At 68.2% G+C, this 16,253-nt stretch carries 12 protein-coding genes and 1 pseudogene; 6 read left to right on the forward strand and 7 right to left on the reverse strand.

Features of this window, described 5'->3' with window-relative positions; genetic code table 11:
* From AB0O76_RS34150 to AB0O76_RS34175, 6 genes are all read right to left on the reverse strand, one after another.
* Positions 1-601: hypothetical protein (locus AB0O76_RS34150; protein ID WP_365499451.1), on the reverse strand; the 601-nt coding region annotated here is incomplete at its 3' end.
* On the reverse strand, positions 532-801 hold the full coding sequence (locus tag AB0O76_RS34155) for a hypothetical protein (RefSeq protein WP_365499454.1): 270 nt from the start codon (positions 799-801) through the stop codon (positions 532-534). The genes AB0O76_RS34155 and AB0O76_RS34150, both read right to left, overlap by 70 nt.
* A gap of 4 nt (positions 802-805) precedes the next feature.
* Positions 806-1,402: a hypothetical protein gene (locus AB0O76_RS34160; RefSeq protein WP_365499457.1), complete on the reverse strand. Its 597-nt coding sequence runs from the start codon at positions 1,400-1,402 to the stop codon at positions 806-808.
* Between the two features lie 916 nt (positions 1,403-2,318).
* On the reverse strand, positions 2,319-3,476 hold the full coding sequence (locus AB0O76_RS34165; protein WP_365499459.1) for a site-specific integrase: 1,158 nt from the start codon (positions 3,474-3,476) through the stop codon (positions 2,319-2,321).
* Between the two features lie 162 nt (positions 3,477-3,638).
* Positions 3,639-4,046, reverse strand: coding sequence for a DUF6193 family natural product biosynthesis protein (locus tag AB0O76_RS34170; protein WP_365499462.1), 408 nt, complete (start codon positions 4,044-4,046; stop codon positions 3,639-3,641).
* 151 nt (positions 4,047-4,197) lie between these two features.
* On the reverse strand, positions 4,198-5,358 hold the full coding sequence (locus AB0O76_RS34175; protein WP_365499706.1) for a hypothetical protein: 1,161 nt from the start codon (positions 5,356-5,358) through the stop codon (positions 4,198-4,200).
* Between the two features lie 57 nt (positions 5,359-5,415).
* Between AB0O76_RS34175 and AB0O76_RS34180 the strand changes: the two genes are divergently transcribed.
* From AB0O76_RS34180 to AB0O76_RS34200, 5 genes are all read left to right on the forward strand, one after another.
* Entirely contained in the window at positions 5,416-5,778 is a 363-nt protein-coding gene (locus AB0O76_RS34180; protein WP_365499465.1) for a hypothetical protein, read from the forward strand.
* A gap of 232 nt (positions 5,779-6,010) precedes the next feature.
* Positions 6,011-7,615, forward strand: coding sequence for a TIGR02677 family protein (locus tag AB0O76_RS34185; protein WP_365499468.1), 1,605 nt, complete (start codon positions 6,011-6,013; stop codon positions 7,613-7,615).
* On the forward strand, positions 7,612-8,826 hold the full coding sequence (locus AB0O76_RS34190; RefSeq protein ID WP_365499471.1) for a TIGR02678 family protein: 1,215 nt from the start codon (positions 7,612-7,614) through the stop codon (positions 8,824-8,826). The genes AB0O76_RS34185 and AB0O76_RS34190 overlap by 4 nt, the downstream gene beginning before the upstream one ends.
* Positions 8,823-13,028 carry a TIGR02680 family protein gene (locus AB0O76_RS34195; protein WP_365499474.1) on the forward strand — a complete coding sequence of 1,402 codons (4,206 nt, stop codon included), beginning with the start codon at positions 8,823-8,825 and terminating at the stop codon, positions 13,026-13,028. Before AB0O76_RS34190 ends, AB0O76_RS34195 begins: the two co-directional genes overlap by 4 nt.
* A gap of 115 nt (positions 13,029-13,143) precedes the next feature.
* A complete protein-coding gene (locus AB0O76_RS34200) occupies positions 13,144-14,289 on the forward strand; it encodes a Wadjet anti-phage system protein JetD domain-containing protein (protein WP_365499477.1) in 1,146 nt (381 codons plus the stop codon).
* A 22-nt stretch (positions 14,290-14,311) separates the two neighbouring features.
* On the opposite strand, the gene AB0O76_RS34205 is transcribed toward AB0O76_RS34200, so the two are convergent.
* On the reverse strand, positions 14,312-14,698 hold the full coding sequence (locus AB0O76_RS34205) for a hypothetical protein (RefSeq protein ID WP_365499480.1): 387 nt from the start codon (positions 14,696-14,698) through the stop codon (positions 14,312-14,314).
* Positions 14,699-15,911: 1,213 nt separating this feature from the next.
* Between AB0O76_RS34205 and AB0O76_RS34210 the strand changes: the two are divergent.
* Positions 15,912-16,253: pseudogene (locus tag AB0O76_RS34210) on the forward strand (dihydropyrimidinase); the annotation flags it as partial.

A 16,253-nucleotide genomic window follows, 5' to 3' on the forward strand; every position in this document is an offset into this window, starting at 1 on the left:
ACCAGCGGGCGCCCTCCTGCCGTGCGGAGTCACTCTGGGACACACCTTCTTGAGTGTCGTCACGCAGCTTCTGGAGCGACTCGCGGTGCCCCTTGCCCGGCAGACAGTACGGACCGGTGGCGCGCTCGACCGCCGCGGCGAGGGGCGAGCTGCCCGTGAGCGTAATGACGTACGGGTCGTTCGCGTGCGGGTGGACCACGGCGCGGACCGCGGCGTCGTAATCCCGCAGGGCCGTGTCCAGTCGCCGGACGAAGTCGAGGTCGATCTCCAGGTGCGCGATCTGCGGATTCTCGCCGCCTGCGCCCGCGTTGTTCTCCATCTCGGACCGGAGCGCGGACCACATTGCGTCGAGCGCGGCTGCGATGTCCCGAGAGGCTTCGACCCGGCTCACGGGGGTCGAGGCTGTCCTGCGCGCGTCGTCGAGGAGCGAGTCCGCGACGGCGTTCCGGTGCCGCAGGAGCGCGGCACGCCTTTCCCTGGCATACCTCTCGAACCCCTCCAGGTCGTCGGCGAGTTCACGCGCAGCGCCGATCAGGCGGGGGATGAGGAGAGGAACTCCTTGAGGCCCTCCTCGTCCCTGCGGCCCTTGGTGAACAGGCATTCACGCAGGAGCAGGGGCGGCGCCAGGCTCAGGAGCCAGGGTGGTGCGCCTTCTAGGACGCAGCGCAGGTCGTCGGCGATGTGGCGGCGCAGGTTCGCTGTCGCCGTCCTCCACGCGGTCCCGGAGGGGGCGGCCCTGTAGTGCTGTGCGAGTCGGCCGAGTGCATGGTCGGCGGTGTACTCGGCGTCTGCCGAGAGCAAGCAGTCACCGAGAGCCGTCAGGAGTACGTCGAAGTCCCGGCGTTTGCCCGCGTGTAACGTCCGCCATCCCTGCTGGAACTGGCGGAACACGGGCTTCGAGGCCGCCGGAATCCGGCGTACTGCGCAGCCAGCGGACGAGTTCCTGCTCGGGAGCGACCGGCTGGGGGCCAGCGTGGAGGCCGGGGACGGCCTTGATTTTCTTGACGGAGACGGCCGAGATTCCTCGCGGTCGCTTGCGCAGCACCCTTCTCAGGAGACACTCGATTCGCTCGGGGTCCGAGGTGTCCCGAAGGGCGTGGGCGCTCCTGGTCAGACGCGCTGCTCTCATCTCACGGGTCTCCAGATCCCCCACGAGCTCCAGGAGGGGACGTAGCTCCGCGCGGAACCTCTGGAAGAGCTTCGGACGTGCCGCCATCGTCCGCACCTCCCGCGCTACCGCGTCAGGTTGCGCACGTGCGATGCGCACGGACTCCGACAGAACGCTCAACTCCAGCCAGAGCTCCCGCCGTTCGACGGGCCAGTCCCTGATGGCCTTGAGGGAGGCGCGTGCCTGTCGGGCGAGCCGGTCGATCTCGCTCTCGATCGAGGACCAGTGAGCCATGGCCGGGCGTCTACTGTCACGACATACATCACGCTGCCAGCTTTGCAGGACCGCACTCCACTGAGAGGACGATCGCACGGAACGATCCGGTGCAAACGGCCCCGCTGGGCCTTGGCTTGCTTTTCGAGCCGCAGTGTTGCGTAAGCAGAAGAGAGCGAGGCTTGGAGGTGTTGTATTGCTGGCAGTTTCCTGCAACAGCGCCTGGCGTGGCGCAACGGCGCGCAGTAGGCGTGCTATCGGCCGGCAGTCCACGGCGCCGCGGAACGAGATGAGAACTGACGGCTTGCTAAAGGCGCGCACCGCAGGAAGGAGCCAGGAAGCTCTGTCGGAGGCACTGAACTGTGGACCCTGGGCGTGTAGTTCCATAACTTCCGTGCGGTCGCCGCGAGCAACCTTCAACGGCGCACTGGAGACTCTAAGGGCTAACGCGGGAGCGACCGCAGCGCTGGGGGTCAAGGGGTCGCAGGTTCAAATCCTGTCGTCCCGACTGTTTTAGTCGGTTAAATATGCAGGTCAACGGCCGGTTCGAGGTTTCTCGAACCGGCCATTGTCTGTTTGACCGGCTGAAAGCAACTTTACTGATCGGCGCTCCCGAAACCGAACAAGTTCAGCATGCGGGGGGTGGTCGCGGGGTGCTTCTGCTCAGGTCGCCGCAGTGGTGTGGTGTGGTGGCCGTTCGACGGTCGGCATGTCTGGCGGGTAAGGGCCCGGTGGGCTGAATGGGCGCTTACGGCTGCAGAAAGACGTGGATGTCCAGTGGTGCGTCGGGGATCGGCATTGTTAAATGCGTGAAATTGCCCGATGGGTCCTCTTTTCCTGGGAGTAATCCCGATGAGTGCTGGGAGCCTGTGCTCCCAGGTGTCCGATTTCGGCGTTCGATCCTTTGAAGCCCCTGTGGTGTTCGCCGTGCGGAGCGCTACCAGTGTCGTGGGATGCCGGGGATGGGCTGGCAATTGCCGCTGAGGTAGTCGGTGAGGGTGTGTCCGGCGGTGGTGAGGTAGCGGATGCTGGGGTGGAGGTAGCGCTGGGTGGTGGTGATGCTGCGGTGTCCGGCGATTTGCTGGAGGACGTGGAGGGGGACGCCAGCATCGGCCATCCAGGTGAGGGCGGTGTGGCGGAGGTCGTGGCGGCGTAGGTGGGGGAGGCCGAGGCAGGCGGTGACGTCGTCCCAGTGGGTGGCGCGACGCAGGCCTGCTGTGGTGATGCGGCCACCGGCAGGCCCGGTAAATAGGCGCGCGTCGGGCGTGGCCTGTGCTGCTGTGATGCGGGCGGCGATAAGTGGTCGGATGGGTTCGACGAGGGGGATGAGGCGGGCGCGTCGTCGGCCTTTGGTTGTCTTGTCGACGAGGCCGCCTGGCGCTGGTGTGGTCTGTCGTCGGGCGTTCCACAGCCAGAGGTGGGAGTCGATGTCGCGGACTCCGGAGATTTCGCCGATGCGGGCGCCGGTGCAGGCGGCGAAGATGACGGCATGGCCCCAGCCGGCGTAGTGGTGGTGTGAGGCGTCGGTGAGGGCGTCGGCGAGTTGGCAGAGTGTGGTGAAGTCGGGCAGGGCGAGACCTCGGGGCTCGGTCTCGGTGTCCTGAGTGTCGAGGTAGAGGTGTTGCCAGCCTTTGAGGGGTTGTGGGGGTTGGGTGAGCCAGCCGTCGCGGGTGGCCTGGCGGGTGATGCGGGCGAGCATGGCCAGGGTGTTCTTGATGGCGGAGTGGTGGTGTCCGGCGTCGGCCCAGGTGCGGATGGCGCGGTCGATGATGCCGGGGGTGAGGTCATCGATGGGGAGGGTGCCGAGAGTGGGCAGGATGCGTTGGTGCCAGGCGGCGAGGTAGGCGCCGCGGGTGGTGGGTTGCAGGCCGGTGAGCGCGACGTCCATGACGCGGGCGCCGTAGCCCGCGACGGTGGGTGCATCGGGCAGGCCGGGTGTGGGGCGGTTGGCGAGTTGGGCCAGCGCGGACAGCAGGACGCTGGCGAGGTCCGGCAGTGCGGCGGCGGGATGCTGGCACGGAGGCGACAGCTGGGGGAGGGCAGGTTCGGGAGTCGTCGGCTTGGAGTGGGAGGGCGGCTGCAGAGGTGAGGTCATGGGCGCAGCGTCGGTAGTGCACAGTGTTGCGGCATCTGGCGTGGCGGCGGCTCGCGGAAGCGCAGGGCTCGTTGCTGAGGGCCTCAGGGCCTGAGGGCGGCGCCTGGACCCCGGCTTCAAGATCGTTTATGGAGTGGTTTCAGCGGCGCCGACCGGTCGTTTCTACCTGCTGTCCTGCGCTCTCTCATAGGCGGCCAGTTCCTCGGCATGGCCGATGAAGGCCGGGCCGCAGTGCGGTGGCAGGCGATCGACGACCATCGCTACTGCAGATGGTGCGCTGTCAGTCTCGGCGATGCGCGGGCTGGTCCGGCTCGGCCCTTCAACGTAGTACCGGCCGTCTCCCAGTGCGCCGATGAACGGGATGTCCCAGGTGTAGCGGGCCTGGGTGCACCTGCTGAAGTGCAACTCCCACATACCGGTCCAGGGGAAGAGCTGACGAAGCAGCGGCTCGGCATGCGCCACCAGCGCCAGCTCGGCAAACGGGGCGCAGAGCGGCGATTCTTCCGGTCGGCGAGGTTCGCACACAGTGGTCAGGACCTGTTGCCAGGCTGCTTCGACGGTATTGGTCATGCCGTGATTGTGCGGGCCCTGTCGCCCTGTCATCAAAGGGCACCTACAGGCAGTTCATGGCCTGATGCGCCCGCAAGAACCCAGCGACCAGGAGTTAGATCTATAGGTCCGCTCGCGCGGATGCGTCTTGGGCCTGCACTGGAGCAGGAGATCAACTCGGCTCGGCTTCCCCCTTGCTCGGTTCGTCGTCTCCAGCCGGTGTCTCCAGAGCGTAAGGGTGCACGCAACGGCCTTCGTTGAAGGGCCTGAACCAGTCAGCGAGCCCCATGGGGGCGATCCTCAGTATCTCGCCGACGGGACTGTCGTCGATGCCGTCGGTGGCGTCGTCGTAGAGCCATTCGTGATCCATATCCTCATACACAAGGTCGGCGAGGCAGTCGAGGGCCTGCTCGACGCCGTCGTCGAGGAGGCCGAACGTCTCCAGGCAGACCTTGGCCTCATCGAGGAGGAGGCGCAGCGCCAACTCCTCGGCGACACAGCTGAGCTGCGTGAATGTGCCGTGGGTGAACCGCGTGGTCATGGCGATCACCGTGACCAGGAAGCGGCGCGCGAACTGTTCGTCATAGCGCAGGGCGTAGCGGCTGGGCAGGTCTTCCAGGTGCCATAGCACGTCCTCGCACTCGGCAGCGTTGGTGTCGCCTTCCGTCAGGGTGTGCACGTCCATGAACAGCTGGTCCACCATCACGTCCGTGGCCCAGATCAGGGCTCCGGCGGCCAGCTGCGCGTCCTCGTCCAAGGTGCCCTCGTAGGTACCGAATTCCTCGTCTTTCCGGTCCTCTTCGGTGATCACGCCGAACATCTGTGGCCCGAAGGCTTTGAGCTGGTGCGCGAGGGACAGCATCTGTCGGCGAACCTTCGCGGAGTCCGCGGCGATCTCCTCCGGGCTCGGCGCAGATGCTTGAGGTGGGGCCAGGTGTGCCCGGCGTACCGCTGGATCCATTGGTGGGGCGTCGGGGCCTGAGGCGGCGTCCAGGCTTTCCTGTGCGAGATCTGGACGGAGTTGTACCTCGCACTTCTCAACGCTCCACGCGGCCAGCAACTCGGTACGTTCCAGCAGTTCTTCGACGAGGGCACGAACGGCCTCCTCGGCGATCTCCAGGGTGGGAGCGTGGGCGAAGATCTTCAGGAGCGCGCCGCCCGGGTGGGCAGCGACGACGGACTCGCCAAGCTCCACCTCCATCCCGTCCGGGCCTTCGATACTTTCCACAGCGTCGAGCCCCTGCTCCAGGAGCGTGATGGCCCCAACGCGGTGCAACTCGTCCATCTCCGGAGCGCCTTCGGCTATCTCGGCGTCCACTGTCACGACATACATCACGCGGCAAGCTTTGCAGTAGGGCGGCTGGCTGCGGGAGCGATTGTCCGAAGCAACGTGAAGAGGAGCTGGGTCGATGCCGGGTTTAAGAACGCCGTCATCGAGCACGGCAGAGCGCTGGGCATCGCCGTCGAGTTGATCTCGCGCGATCCGCAGACGAAGGAGTTCGCCCCGTCACCGAAGCGGTGGATCGCCGAGCAGACCTTCGGCACGCTCATGCTGCACTGCCGCCTGACCCGCGACTACGAGACCCTGCCTGCCAGTTCGGCGTCCTGGATCCGCTGCCTGCATGCCGTGATTCCCCAGATACAGCCTCGCCGTAATGATCGGGCTGGCCGTCCCCGGCCTGCTCTTGCTGCTGTTCGCCGCTCTGACCTCCACGGATTGGCCGCACCACAAGGCCCGGTCCTTTCCCTCTGATGCCCGCTGTCTGCCTCGGATGGTTGAAGCCCTCCTCATGTCTCTGCCTCCATATTCGACACGGCAGTTCTATCGCGTCGAACATTGGGCAAAGTGTGCTAACGGGTGAGAAGGGACACAAAGTCTTCCAGCGTGAGGGGAAGGCCGGGTTCCTCGTTTACGGTGCCGCAGTGACATGAGCGATCCGGTGCACACCTCCGGGTCTTCTGCGGTGCATGAGAAGGAGGCACTCGTGTCGTCCGAGACCAGTGACACCGGCGACGAGTCCGAGGGTGCCGGTGACTGGTCAGGATCCCTGGGCTCTGGCGGTGGCCGGATGCCCATCGTGGAGTACCTGGTGGACAAACATGCTGTCTTCCTCCGGCTCGCCCTGGACGTCCTCATGGACGAGGAAGCGCGGCTGGGTATCCACCTGCCCGTCGGGGAGATAGCTGCCCGCGTCGCGGCCGCCCACGCCGCGTCCGGGCGCGGCGGAGACATCCCGCTGATGGAGAACCTTCTCGCGGAGCTCTACAGGAACGGCAACGTCGACCGCATCCAGAACACCCGCCGCAAGGACACGGTCCAGGAGTACCTGCGCAGGGACCACCTCTACCAGCTGACGCCGCAGGGCGCGCAGATCCACCGCGAAGTGGTCCGTATCGACCGGGAGATGGGGACGACGGGCTCCCTGCAGGCGTCCATGCTGCCGGCCGTGCTCCAAGCGCTTGATGAACTCACCGCCCTGCTCGACCGCCCGCACTTCGATCCGGCGGTTGCCTACGCGGCGTACCACCGGCTCACCAGGGGCTTCTTCGACCTCTCCGAGAACGCGAAGCTGTTCGTGCAGGGACTGAACCGGTCCCTGGAGGTCGACGGTGAGCTGCAGGTCGAGGCGTTTCTCGCCTACAAGGACGTCGTCGTGAGCTACCTGCGGACCTTCATCGTGTCCCTGGAACGCCACACACCCCGTATCGCGCATGGCATCGGACAGGCCGAACAGGCCGGATTGTTCGCGTGGTTCGGTGATCTCGCGGCCGTCGACGCGGGCCCGGTGCTCGGGCGCAGCCGCGAGGACGTCGTCGAGCGGGAGCGGCGGCGCATGGTCGAGCAGTGGTCCGGGCTGCGCAGTTGGTTCCACGGTGACGAGGACCGGCCGCCGGTCACGGACATCCTGCAGGAGCGGGCCGCCGAGGCCGTCAGCCAGATCATGCAGATCGTCCAGCAGCTGAACGACCGTCGCTTCCGCCGTGTAAACCGCATTGCCGACCTCACCACGCTGGCCCGGTGGTTCGAGAACGCCCCTGACCAGCGCGCGGTCAGCGGTCTGTGGCGGGCCGCGTTCGGCATGAACCCCGCCCGCCACCTCGGTCACCCGCACCCCCTCGACGACGACGCCGACCACCTGCCCGACGCCACCTGGTGGAACGACAGCCCAGCCCCCGTATCGGCGCGGCTGCGCCAACACGGCCCGCGCGCGAGCACCGGCGCCCCGCCCGCCATCGCCGACACCAGGGCCGCCAAGCGCAGCCTCGCCGACCGCCAGGCGAGACACCACGAGGCCCGGGCCACCGCCGAGGACGCCCTCATCGCACGGGGGCCGACCCGGCTGTCCGCCCTGGTTACCCTGCCCGCGGGCGAGGCCGCCCTGCTGCTGCGCTGCCTGACCATCGCCCTGTCCGCCAGGCGCGGAGAGGACGGTCTGCGCCGTGCACGTACCAGCGACGGGCGTCTTCTCGTCGTCCTGGCACCGCCCGCGCGCCCGGCCGACAGCGCCCGCATCGGCACGCCGGACGGCCAACTGGCGCTGCAGGACTTCGAGATCACCGTCTCCTCCCTGGCCGGAGCGTCGGCATGACCCGCTGGCACGGCCCCGAGGCCGCCGAGCTGCAGGACGCGGTCCGCATCCTGCTGGACCGCCCGCTCCTGCGCAGGGGGCACGGCAACGACAGCGCCCTCGCGCTGGTCCGCGGCCACCAGGCCGTGCTACAGGAGTGGTTCGAGCACCAGCTAGGCTGGCGGCTGCACGTCGAGCGCGACCTGGCGCGTCTCCACAAGGTCCCCACCCCGGGCACCCGCCACCCCGCCGACGCGCCGACGGGGCGTCAGTGCGCGCTGTACTGCCTGCTGCTCGCGGCCGTGGACGACTGCGGCCCGCAGACCGTCATCACAGAACTCGCCGAGCGCATTGTCACCAGCACCACCGCCGAACCCGGCGTCCGTACCTTCGACCCCACCCAGTACCGCGAGCGCGCCAACCTCGTCGCCGCCATCCGTCTGCTGTGCGACCACGGCGTACTCACCCCCGTCGAACGCGCTGAGCACACCACCCAGGAGCGCGGCTACATGGCCGGTGACGGCGACGCGCTCTACACCGTCCACCACCGGACCGCGACCCTCCTGCTGTCCGGCCCCACCGCGCCCAGCCAGGCGGGCGGACCCGACGGGCTGCTTGAGACCGGAGAGCCCCGCACGGACGAAGCCGTGCAGCGGCGTATCCGACAGCACCTGATGCGCCGCCTTGTCGACGAGCCCGTCCTGTACGTCGACCGTCTCACCGGCGAGGAGCAGGAGTACTACGCCCACCACCGCCGGGAACTGGTCGCCGCCGTGCAGAACGGGCTGGGCACCCAGGTGGAAGTGCGGGCCGAGGGCGCCGCCGTCGTCGACGACGAACTCGGTGACCTCCGCTTCCCGCACGACACGACCGTTCCGTACGCGGCTCTCCTCCTGGCCGACGCCCTGTGGCACGAGGAGAACAGCACCTTCCGACGGCGCACCGTCCCCACGGCCCGCCTGCTCGAACTCGCCCAGGACGTGGCCGACCAACTGACCCGCGTCGTCAAGAACATCAAGCAACGTCCGCTGACCGCCGACACCGTCCTGCACGAGGCTCAGCTCCTGCTCGCCCGGCTCGACCTGATCGACGAACTTCCCACCGGCATACGCCTGTTGCCCGCGCTTGCCCGCTACCGCTCGACCACGGCACCCAGCCGCGTCGACGCCGACATGGGCCTCGTGTACGGAACACCGGCCGAGCCCGAAGAGCCGCGGGAGCCCACCCCATGACCACACCCCCCGCCCTGCCCACGGCACACGCACGTCTTCAGCGGCTTCTCGACGGACAGCTGCCGATACCTGGGCGGACCCGCTTCCAGCCGCTGCGCATGGGCCTGATCGGCATCTGGCAGTACGAGGAGGACGAGTTTCTCTTCCACGATGGCCGACTCATCCTCACCGGACGCAACGGCAGCGGCAAAAGCAAGGTCCTCGAGGTCAGCAGTCCCTTCCTCCTGGACGCCAACCTCACCCCACGCCGCCTCGACCCGTTCGGCACCTCAGGGCGCACCATGCGGGACAACCTTCTGTACGACGGGCGCGGCCAGCGCCTGGGCTACATCTGGTGCGAGTACGGGCGCGTCGCCGACGACGGCACCTTCGAGTACGTCACCATCGGCGCCGGCCTCAAAGCGCTCGAGACCAAGAAGGGAGCGCCCGACCGCTGGTTCTTCGCTACATCCCAGCGTATAGGCGACGACTTCGCGCTCTACAACACCCGACGACAGCCTCACAGCATGAAGCGCCTGAAGGAGGTCCTCGGGCAGGCCTGCGTCTTCGAGTCCGCCACCGACTACCAGCAGCACTTGAGCAAGCACCTCTTCGGCTTCGCCTCTGTCGCCCAGTTGCGCTCGCTCGTGAACCTCCTGCTGACGCTGCGCCGTCCCAAGCTCAGCGAGGACTTCAGCGTCGACAAACTCACCGGCCTGCTCACCGACGGCTTGCCGCCCGTGGACCCGCGGCTGCTCGACGACCTGGCCCGCCGGTTCGACGAACTGGCCCGGGAGCGCGAGGAGATGCAGCGACACACCGCGAACCGTGAGGCGCTGCGCCAGTTCCATACCGCCTACCAGAGCTACGCCCGCACGATGGTGGCCCACGGCGCAGACGTGATGGGCGCGACCCGGAGGGCACTCGACCGCGCCCGAGCCCGGCGCACCGAGGCCGGGACCGCACTGGAGAACATCCACGAGCAGCTCGCGGACCTCACCGACCGGCAGCGGGAGCTCACCACCCGGCGCATCCGTCACCAGGCCCGCGTCACGACGCTCGGTGCGCGACCCGAGGTGAAGCAAGCCGCGGTGCTTGACCTGCTCGGACGTGCCGCCGAACAGGCCCGCCGGTACGCCGACGAGGCCGCGGGCCACGCCAGAGCCGCCGAGGCCTCCCACGACGAAGCACGGCAGGACTGGACGCACGAACAGATCAGGGTCGCGGAGGCCACCGAGGCACTCCACGAACGGGAACGGCACGCCGAGGCCCTCGCCGAGAGCTCGGGCCTGCGCGACGACCACGCCCGCCAACGTGCCCGACTGCGCGGCACGCCCGACGGCGCGGCCGAACTCCTCGACGCCACGATCCACGCGCGGCAGAAAGCCGTCCTTGATACTCACCGGCTCATCGACGCCACCGAGGGCGCCAGGCTCCGCCACGACACCGCACACGACCACCACAAGACCCTTGAGGCCCGCCGCGACGATGCCGAGAAGGAAGGTCACGACCGGCAGAAGGCACTGAAGGACGAGGCCGAACTGCTGCGCCAGGCCGTCATTGACTGGGCCGACAGCCTGGAGGAACTCGTCGTCGACGAGAGGCAGTTGGGAGCCTTGGTCGCAGCCATGGACGGCTACGCATCCGACCGGGGCCCGACGCTGCCCGCCGCGGCCGACGCCGCCGCTCAGTCGCAGCGGACCAGCATCGAGGAGCGCCGGGCCAATCTCAAGGCCCGCCGAGCGGTTCTGACCGAGGAGCGCGACCGGCTCCGCGAGGACCGGGAGCGCGTCGTGGCCGAGAACGACCCGGAGCCGCCCGCACCCGCGGTGCGGCGCAGGCCCCGCGACCTGGAGGCGCGTGAGGACGGCGCGCCGCTGTGGCGACTCGTCGATTTCGCCGAGGACACACCGCAGCACGTCCGCGCCCTGCTGGAGGCCGCGTTGTACGCTTCGGGCATGCTGGACGCCTGGGTCACCCCCGGCGGACGTCTCCTGGCGGCCGACACCCTGGAGACCGTGCTGGTGGCAGGGTCCGTTGCGCCCGCACCCACCCTGGCCGACACCCTGACCCCGGTGGCACACCCCAGTATTGGCGAGGACACCGTCCGCTCGCTGCTCGGCGGGGTCGGCCTGCACACGCCCGGCGACGCCGACTGTGCCGGCACCTGGATCGGCACCGACGGATCCTGGCGCAACGGCCCCCTGCACGGCCGGACCGAGGCCGACCACGCCTCCTACATCGGCGTCGCGGCACGCCAAGCCGAACGCCGGCGTCGACTGACCCTGCTCGACGACCGGCTCCGCGCGCAGGACGAGCAGATCGCGGCCGTCGACGCGGCCCGCACCGAGGCCACCGCCCGTCTGGACCGCATGACGGACGAGCGGAACCGGCTGCCGTCGCAGCAGCCGCTCATCGAGGCGGGTGCTCGACTGGCCACTGCACAGGGTGTGTTGAAGGGGATCGACGCCGAGGTGAAGGTCGCGCAGGAGCGGCTGCACGACCGTCTGGTGGAGTACGAGAACGCCGATCGTGCTCTGAGGCACTTCGCCCGTACCCATCGCACCAGTCCCCGACGCGCCGAACTCCGCGTCCAGGAGACCGCGCTGCACGACTACCGGACCGCTGTCGTCAATCTCACTTCCGCCGCCGACCGGTGGCAGCAGCGGCAGGAGGCGGAGACGAAGGCCCGCAAGCTGCTCGACGAGCGGGAGAGCGACCTCGCGCGGCGCCGCGAGGAGCACCAGCGGCTCGAGGACGACGCCCAGGACAAGGAGACCCGCCTCACCACGGAGCGGGCCGCCGTCGGCCCCGGGGCCAAGACCGTCCTGGAGGACCTCGCCCGGGCACGGACCGACTTGCAGGCCACCGACGACGCGCTCACCACACTGCTGGACACCCGCGAGAAGGTCGTCGGCAACCGTGGCCTGGCGGAAGGCGACCAGCAACGCGCCGAGGGCGACGTGACCGTAGCAATAGGTGAACACGCCACGTCGCGCGCGCAGTTCCAGGCCCTGCACACCCTGGGCCTCCTGGAACTCGCCAGCCTGCCGGACGCGGCGCCGCAGACCGCGGTGACCGACGAAGTCCTGGACGCTCACGCGGGCACGGCCCGCCAGCACCTTTCCGGCCTCAGCGACGCGGAGAGGAATCATGACCAGGCGCAGACCGCGCTCCACAGGGCGTTCCGCACTCTCGAAGCGGGCATCGCCGGACCCGACTGGCGTCCCGTCCAGGAGACCCGCGCCAACATCCTGCACGTCACTGTCCTGCATAACGGCACGCCCCTCGGCGTGGTGCAGACCCTGGCCACCATGGACCACGAGATCGACACCCGCCACAGCCTCGTCGACGAGGAGGAGCACAAGCTCTTCTCGGAGGTCCTGCTGGGTCGCATCGGCAATCACCTCAGCCAGCGCCGGGCGGAGGCCACCAACCTAGTCGACCGCATGAACGAACTCCTCGCCGCCCGCCCCACCGCGACCAACCTGCTCATGGAACTGGACTGGGATCCGGACCCGGAGCAGAGCCAGGACGTGCACGACGCCATCACCGCCCTCGACGGCCGCTTCACTCAAACCCTCGCCGACAGGGAGCGCGACCGGCTCATCGACTTCCTCGCCGACCGGGTCAGGGCGGCCCGTGAACAGGACGGCGCGGGGGACTGGAAGAGCCACCTCTCCCAGGCCCTCGACTACCGGCGCTGGTCTCGCTTCACAATCAAGTTCAAGAAGGACGGCGCGCGCATGTGGAGCAAACTCACGGACAAGAAGCACCAGAAGGGATCCGGCGGTGAGAAGGCGGTGATGCTGCAACTGCCCCTGTTCATCGCGGCCGCCGCGCACTACCGGGCCGCGGCCCGGCATGCCCCGCGCCCCGTCTACCTCGACGAGGCGTTCGCGGGCATCGACACGGAGATGCGCGGCGACTGCATGGGGCTGCTCACTGACCTGGACCTCGACGTCGTCATGGCCAGCCACGACGAGAACGGATTCCACCGTCAGGTCCCCGGCGTCGCCACCTATCATCTCTTCCGGGATCCCGAGATCAGCGGCGTCCTCGCCACCCCGCTTCTGTGGGACGGCGCCGAGCAGCGACAGCACGAGATGACTGACGCGGCACTGTACGGGGACGCGGCGACCGACGTTGTCTTCGTCGGGCAGGACGATGATCCGTACGACGGAGACGATGGCTACGGCAACGAAGAGGGCGACACCGACTGACCTACCCGCCGACCTAGAGGAGTGGACCCGCACGCCGGGTGGGACACTCTTCTGTCGCGCCGTTCGCGACCACATATACAAAGGCGGCAAACTGCGCCGCCCTCTCAAATTGGCGATGACCCCCAGAGAGCGCGGTGACCTCATCCAGCTCTTCGGACACAATGCGGTGCGCCGCAACTCCGTCGACCCGGTCGGCGCGGAACGGGCTCTGCTCGGCAGCCGCTACGCCATGACCCTGCGCGCCCTCCTCATCGGTGCCGGGGGACCGTTGCGCACCGGAAAGGGCCGCGTCCGCCACGAGCGCATCACGAAGCGCTACGAGGCGGAGACCGCCCGCCGGGAACTCCTCACGATGATGGACGACGTGGACCAACTGGACGCGGAACGAGCCCTGTTGGCGGCCCTCCCGGTAGGCGTCAAGCGGGTCCCCGACGGAAGCCGCACCGGCACGACGGCGTGGAGCGTATACGCCTCCGCGACCAGGGCGGCCGCCGAGTGGTGGAAGGGGCAGGATCGCGGTTGGACCTTCGCGGAACGTGAGCTCTCCGTCCGGGCGCTGGGCGGCAGCAAGCGCTGGACCGACGCCTCCAAGGAGGCCTTCTGCGAGCTGATCGGCAGGGACTTCGCGACGGCCCTGCACACCTCGGACACCGGTGTGCGTATCCAGGGTCCGGGTGTCTGGTACCTCGACCGGCTCGTCGCCGACTTCGACCACGACATCCCGTTCCTGGAGATCCCCGGCCGGACCGCGGCGCGCAACGGCCGCTTCACTGACCGCGCTGAGGGCATCCTCCTCATCGAGAACCAGGAGACGTTTGAGGCGGTGCACCGCACGGACGTGCGCGAACGCTGGCTGCGTATCTGGCTCGAAGGTTTCGTGTCGGACGCCCTCGTCCGTCTTCTCGGCGCGCTGCCCGACGTCCCCCTCGCCATCTGGACGGACCTCGACCCGCCGGGCATCGGCATCGTGGCCGACCTCGCCCAGCGCGTCGACCGTCCGCTGCACCCTGTCGCTATGGATTCGGCCACATACGCCCGGGGATTCATGCTCGACGAGTCCCCTGAGAAGCGGCGCGGCTGGCAGCGACAGGCCCAGGAGCAGGCCATGACCGGTCCGCAGGCACTGCGCCCGCTCGCGGCGGCGATCGCGGCCAACGACGGGCGGCGGTGTGAGCAGGAGGGACTCCACGAAGATGTGCTGCCGAGGCTGGGGGAGCTGCTATCTGCTGTCGTAACCAGGGTGCACAGGTCCATTCCGTAATTCGCGTGCCTGCCGCCGGATTCTAGACAGTGGCCATGACCGTAGGCGTGACACGGGAGGCGCGCGCGATGAGTGCGGCGCTGATGAGGCGGATACCTCGGTCCCGCAGAGGTGGCAGGGGCGCGGCGTCGTGGCGGCGGCGCATGAAGTCGCGGTGCCACCGCGGGACGGTGTCCGGTGAAGATGATCGGACCCAGCTGCAGCCTGGGCCGGGCGGCCAGTGGAGGATTGCAGCCAGGAAGGTTGCGGTCGCAGTGGTGATACGCGGTCTGTTGATCTGGCGCTGCAGGACGGTCAGTTGGTGGCGCAGCGTCAGTACCTTGATCTCCTTGTCGACCTTGCTCATCGGGAGCAGCCGCATGACGGCGAGCGCGCTCGACAGGGCGAGGTAGGTCAGTCGCAGCGTCACGATCCAGCGGATTGGCAGGCCCGGTCCAGCAAGCGTCGAGGCGAGTTGAGTGCCTCAGCGTTGGCGTACGGCCGGGAAAGGCCTCGAGTTGCCGCCATCGTCGTCCGAACCGTGATGGGCGGGTCGGTAGTTCTGCGAGCCACCTCGTGGGTGGTGTTGAAACCTTCAATGGCGAGCTGTGACCTGTGAGAGCTTGGGTGTGGAGCGACCCCACCGCTGGGGGTCAAGGGGTCGCAGGTTCAAATCCTGTCGTCCCGACAGTTCGAACTTTCGAACGTCGCAGGTAAGAGGCCGTTTTCGAACGGCCCCTTTCTGTTTTCCGGGCGCTCCCGGGTGGGAGCGTGGGAGCGGGAGTGCGCTCCCACGTGTCCCCTTGGCTGTTTGCTCCCACTGGGGCGACTGTCCGCATATTCGGTTTCTTGCGCGTACGTTCACGTCGGTGTCCGTTTTGATGCCTGCGGCTCCCCGTCGATCGGGTGGCTTCGGGGGTATGTGCTTGCGCTCTTGCCGCTGGTCGGGCGTGCTCCCACTGGGAGTGGGGTCGGGAGCGGTGGCCCCATATCCGGAAGTCGGGGTATGGGGCCATGCGAATGGTTGACCCCATGTCCGATTCCGGTTGGGTGGTATGCCGGTTTTCGTCGGTGGCGGTTGCTGGTTGCATGGAGATGTTGAACGTAGTTGCCAGCCGGTGGGGAGCCGACGGGGCGCAGCTCTTCCTGAGTGAGATGGCTGGTCAGACCGGTGGTGGAGCCGTTCGCGTTGCTTCTGGGTGTGAAAGATCCAGTGGCACCACGGCTTCTGCGGGCGCGGACGACTTCGGATCATCCGGCGATGAGGCCCGCATACCGCCGAGCGCCAGAAGCATCATCAGCGCGGCGGCCCCCGCCGCCACAACGAAACCGCCGTGTGCCCGCCTACGTCCACCCGTGATCGCCGTGGCGCCCGCTGATCCTGCCGCGGTTGCGGAGTTGCCCCAGGTGAATGCCTGGGTGAGGACGGCGCGCGGGAGGCATGCGAGGGCGAGGCAGACGGCGGCTGCGGCCTGACGGCGCGAGGGTGAGCCGCTGTGGCGCCATGCTCCGTAGGCCCAATCACCCACCAGATTGGTGCAGTTGGAGGCGTCATAGAGCAGCGCGGCCGCGTCTGGGGTGCCGCGTCCGACGGCGTACGCGGGGCCCGGACACCACTAGCTCGACCAGTTCGACTGGTTCGACAGAGCCAGGGGCATTCGCTGCGCGCGGGCCTGGACGCCTGGTATGCGAAGGCGGATGGGAAGTGCGCCATCGACTACGGCTTCCACATGATCCTCTCCGATGTGAACGAGCGAACGCTGAGGGAGATGGATCTTCTAGTCGAGGAAGGAATCAGCTCGTTCAAGCTGTTCACTGCCTACCCGGGGGTGTTCTACAGCGACGACGGGCAGATTCTGAGGGCCATGCAGAAGGCGTCCGACAACGGCGGGCTGATCATGATGCACGCCGAGAAGGGCATCGCGATCGATGTTCTGGTGCAGCAGGCGCTGGCGCGTGGCGAGACGGACCCGCGCTACCACGGC

It is taken from the genome of Streptomyces sp. NPDC086554 (genome assembly GCF_040686095.1).
Lineage (GTDB): Bacteria > Actinomycetota > Actinomycetes > Streptomycetales > Streptomycetaceae > Streptomyces.

What these genes read in the sequence shown, in the direction of transcription:
- AB0O76_RS34190 (WP_365499471.1), top strand. Translation starts at nt 7,612, where the DNA reads ATGACCCGCTGGCACGGCCCCGAGGCCGCCGAGCTGCAGGACGCGGTC.
- AB0O76_RS34200 (WP_365499477.1), top strand. Translation starts at nt 13,144, where the DNA reads ATGACCCCCAGAGAGCGCGGTGACCTCATCCAGCTCTTCGGACACAAT.
- AB0O76_RS34195 (WP_365499474.1), top strand. Translation starts at nt 8,823, where the DNA reads ATGACCACACCCCCCGCCCTGCCCACGGCACACGCACGTCTTCAGCGG.
- AB0O76_RS34170 (WP_365499462.1), bottom strand. Translation starts at nt 4,046, where the DNA reads ATGACCAATACCGTCGAAGCAGCCTGGCAACAGGTCCTGACCACTGTG.
- AB0O76_RS34165 (WP_365499459.1), bottom strand. Translation starts at nt 3,476, where the DNA reads ATGACCTCACCTCTGCAGCCGCCCTCCCACTCCAAGCCGACGACTCCC.
- AB0O76_RS34160 (WP_365499457.1), bottom strand. Translation starts at nt 1,402, where the DNA reads ATGGCTCACTGGTCCTCGATCGAGAGCGAGATCGACCGGCTCGCCCGA.
- AB0O76_RS34175 (WP_365499706.1), bottom strand. Translation starts at nt 5,358, where the DNA reads ATGTATGTCGTGACAGTGGACGCCGAGATAGCCGAAGGCGCTCCGGAG.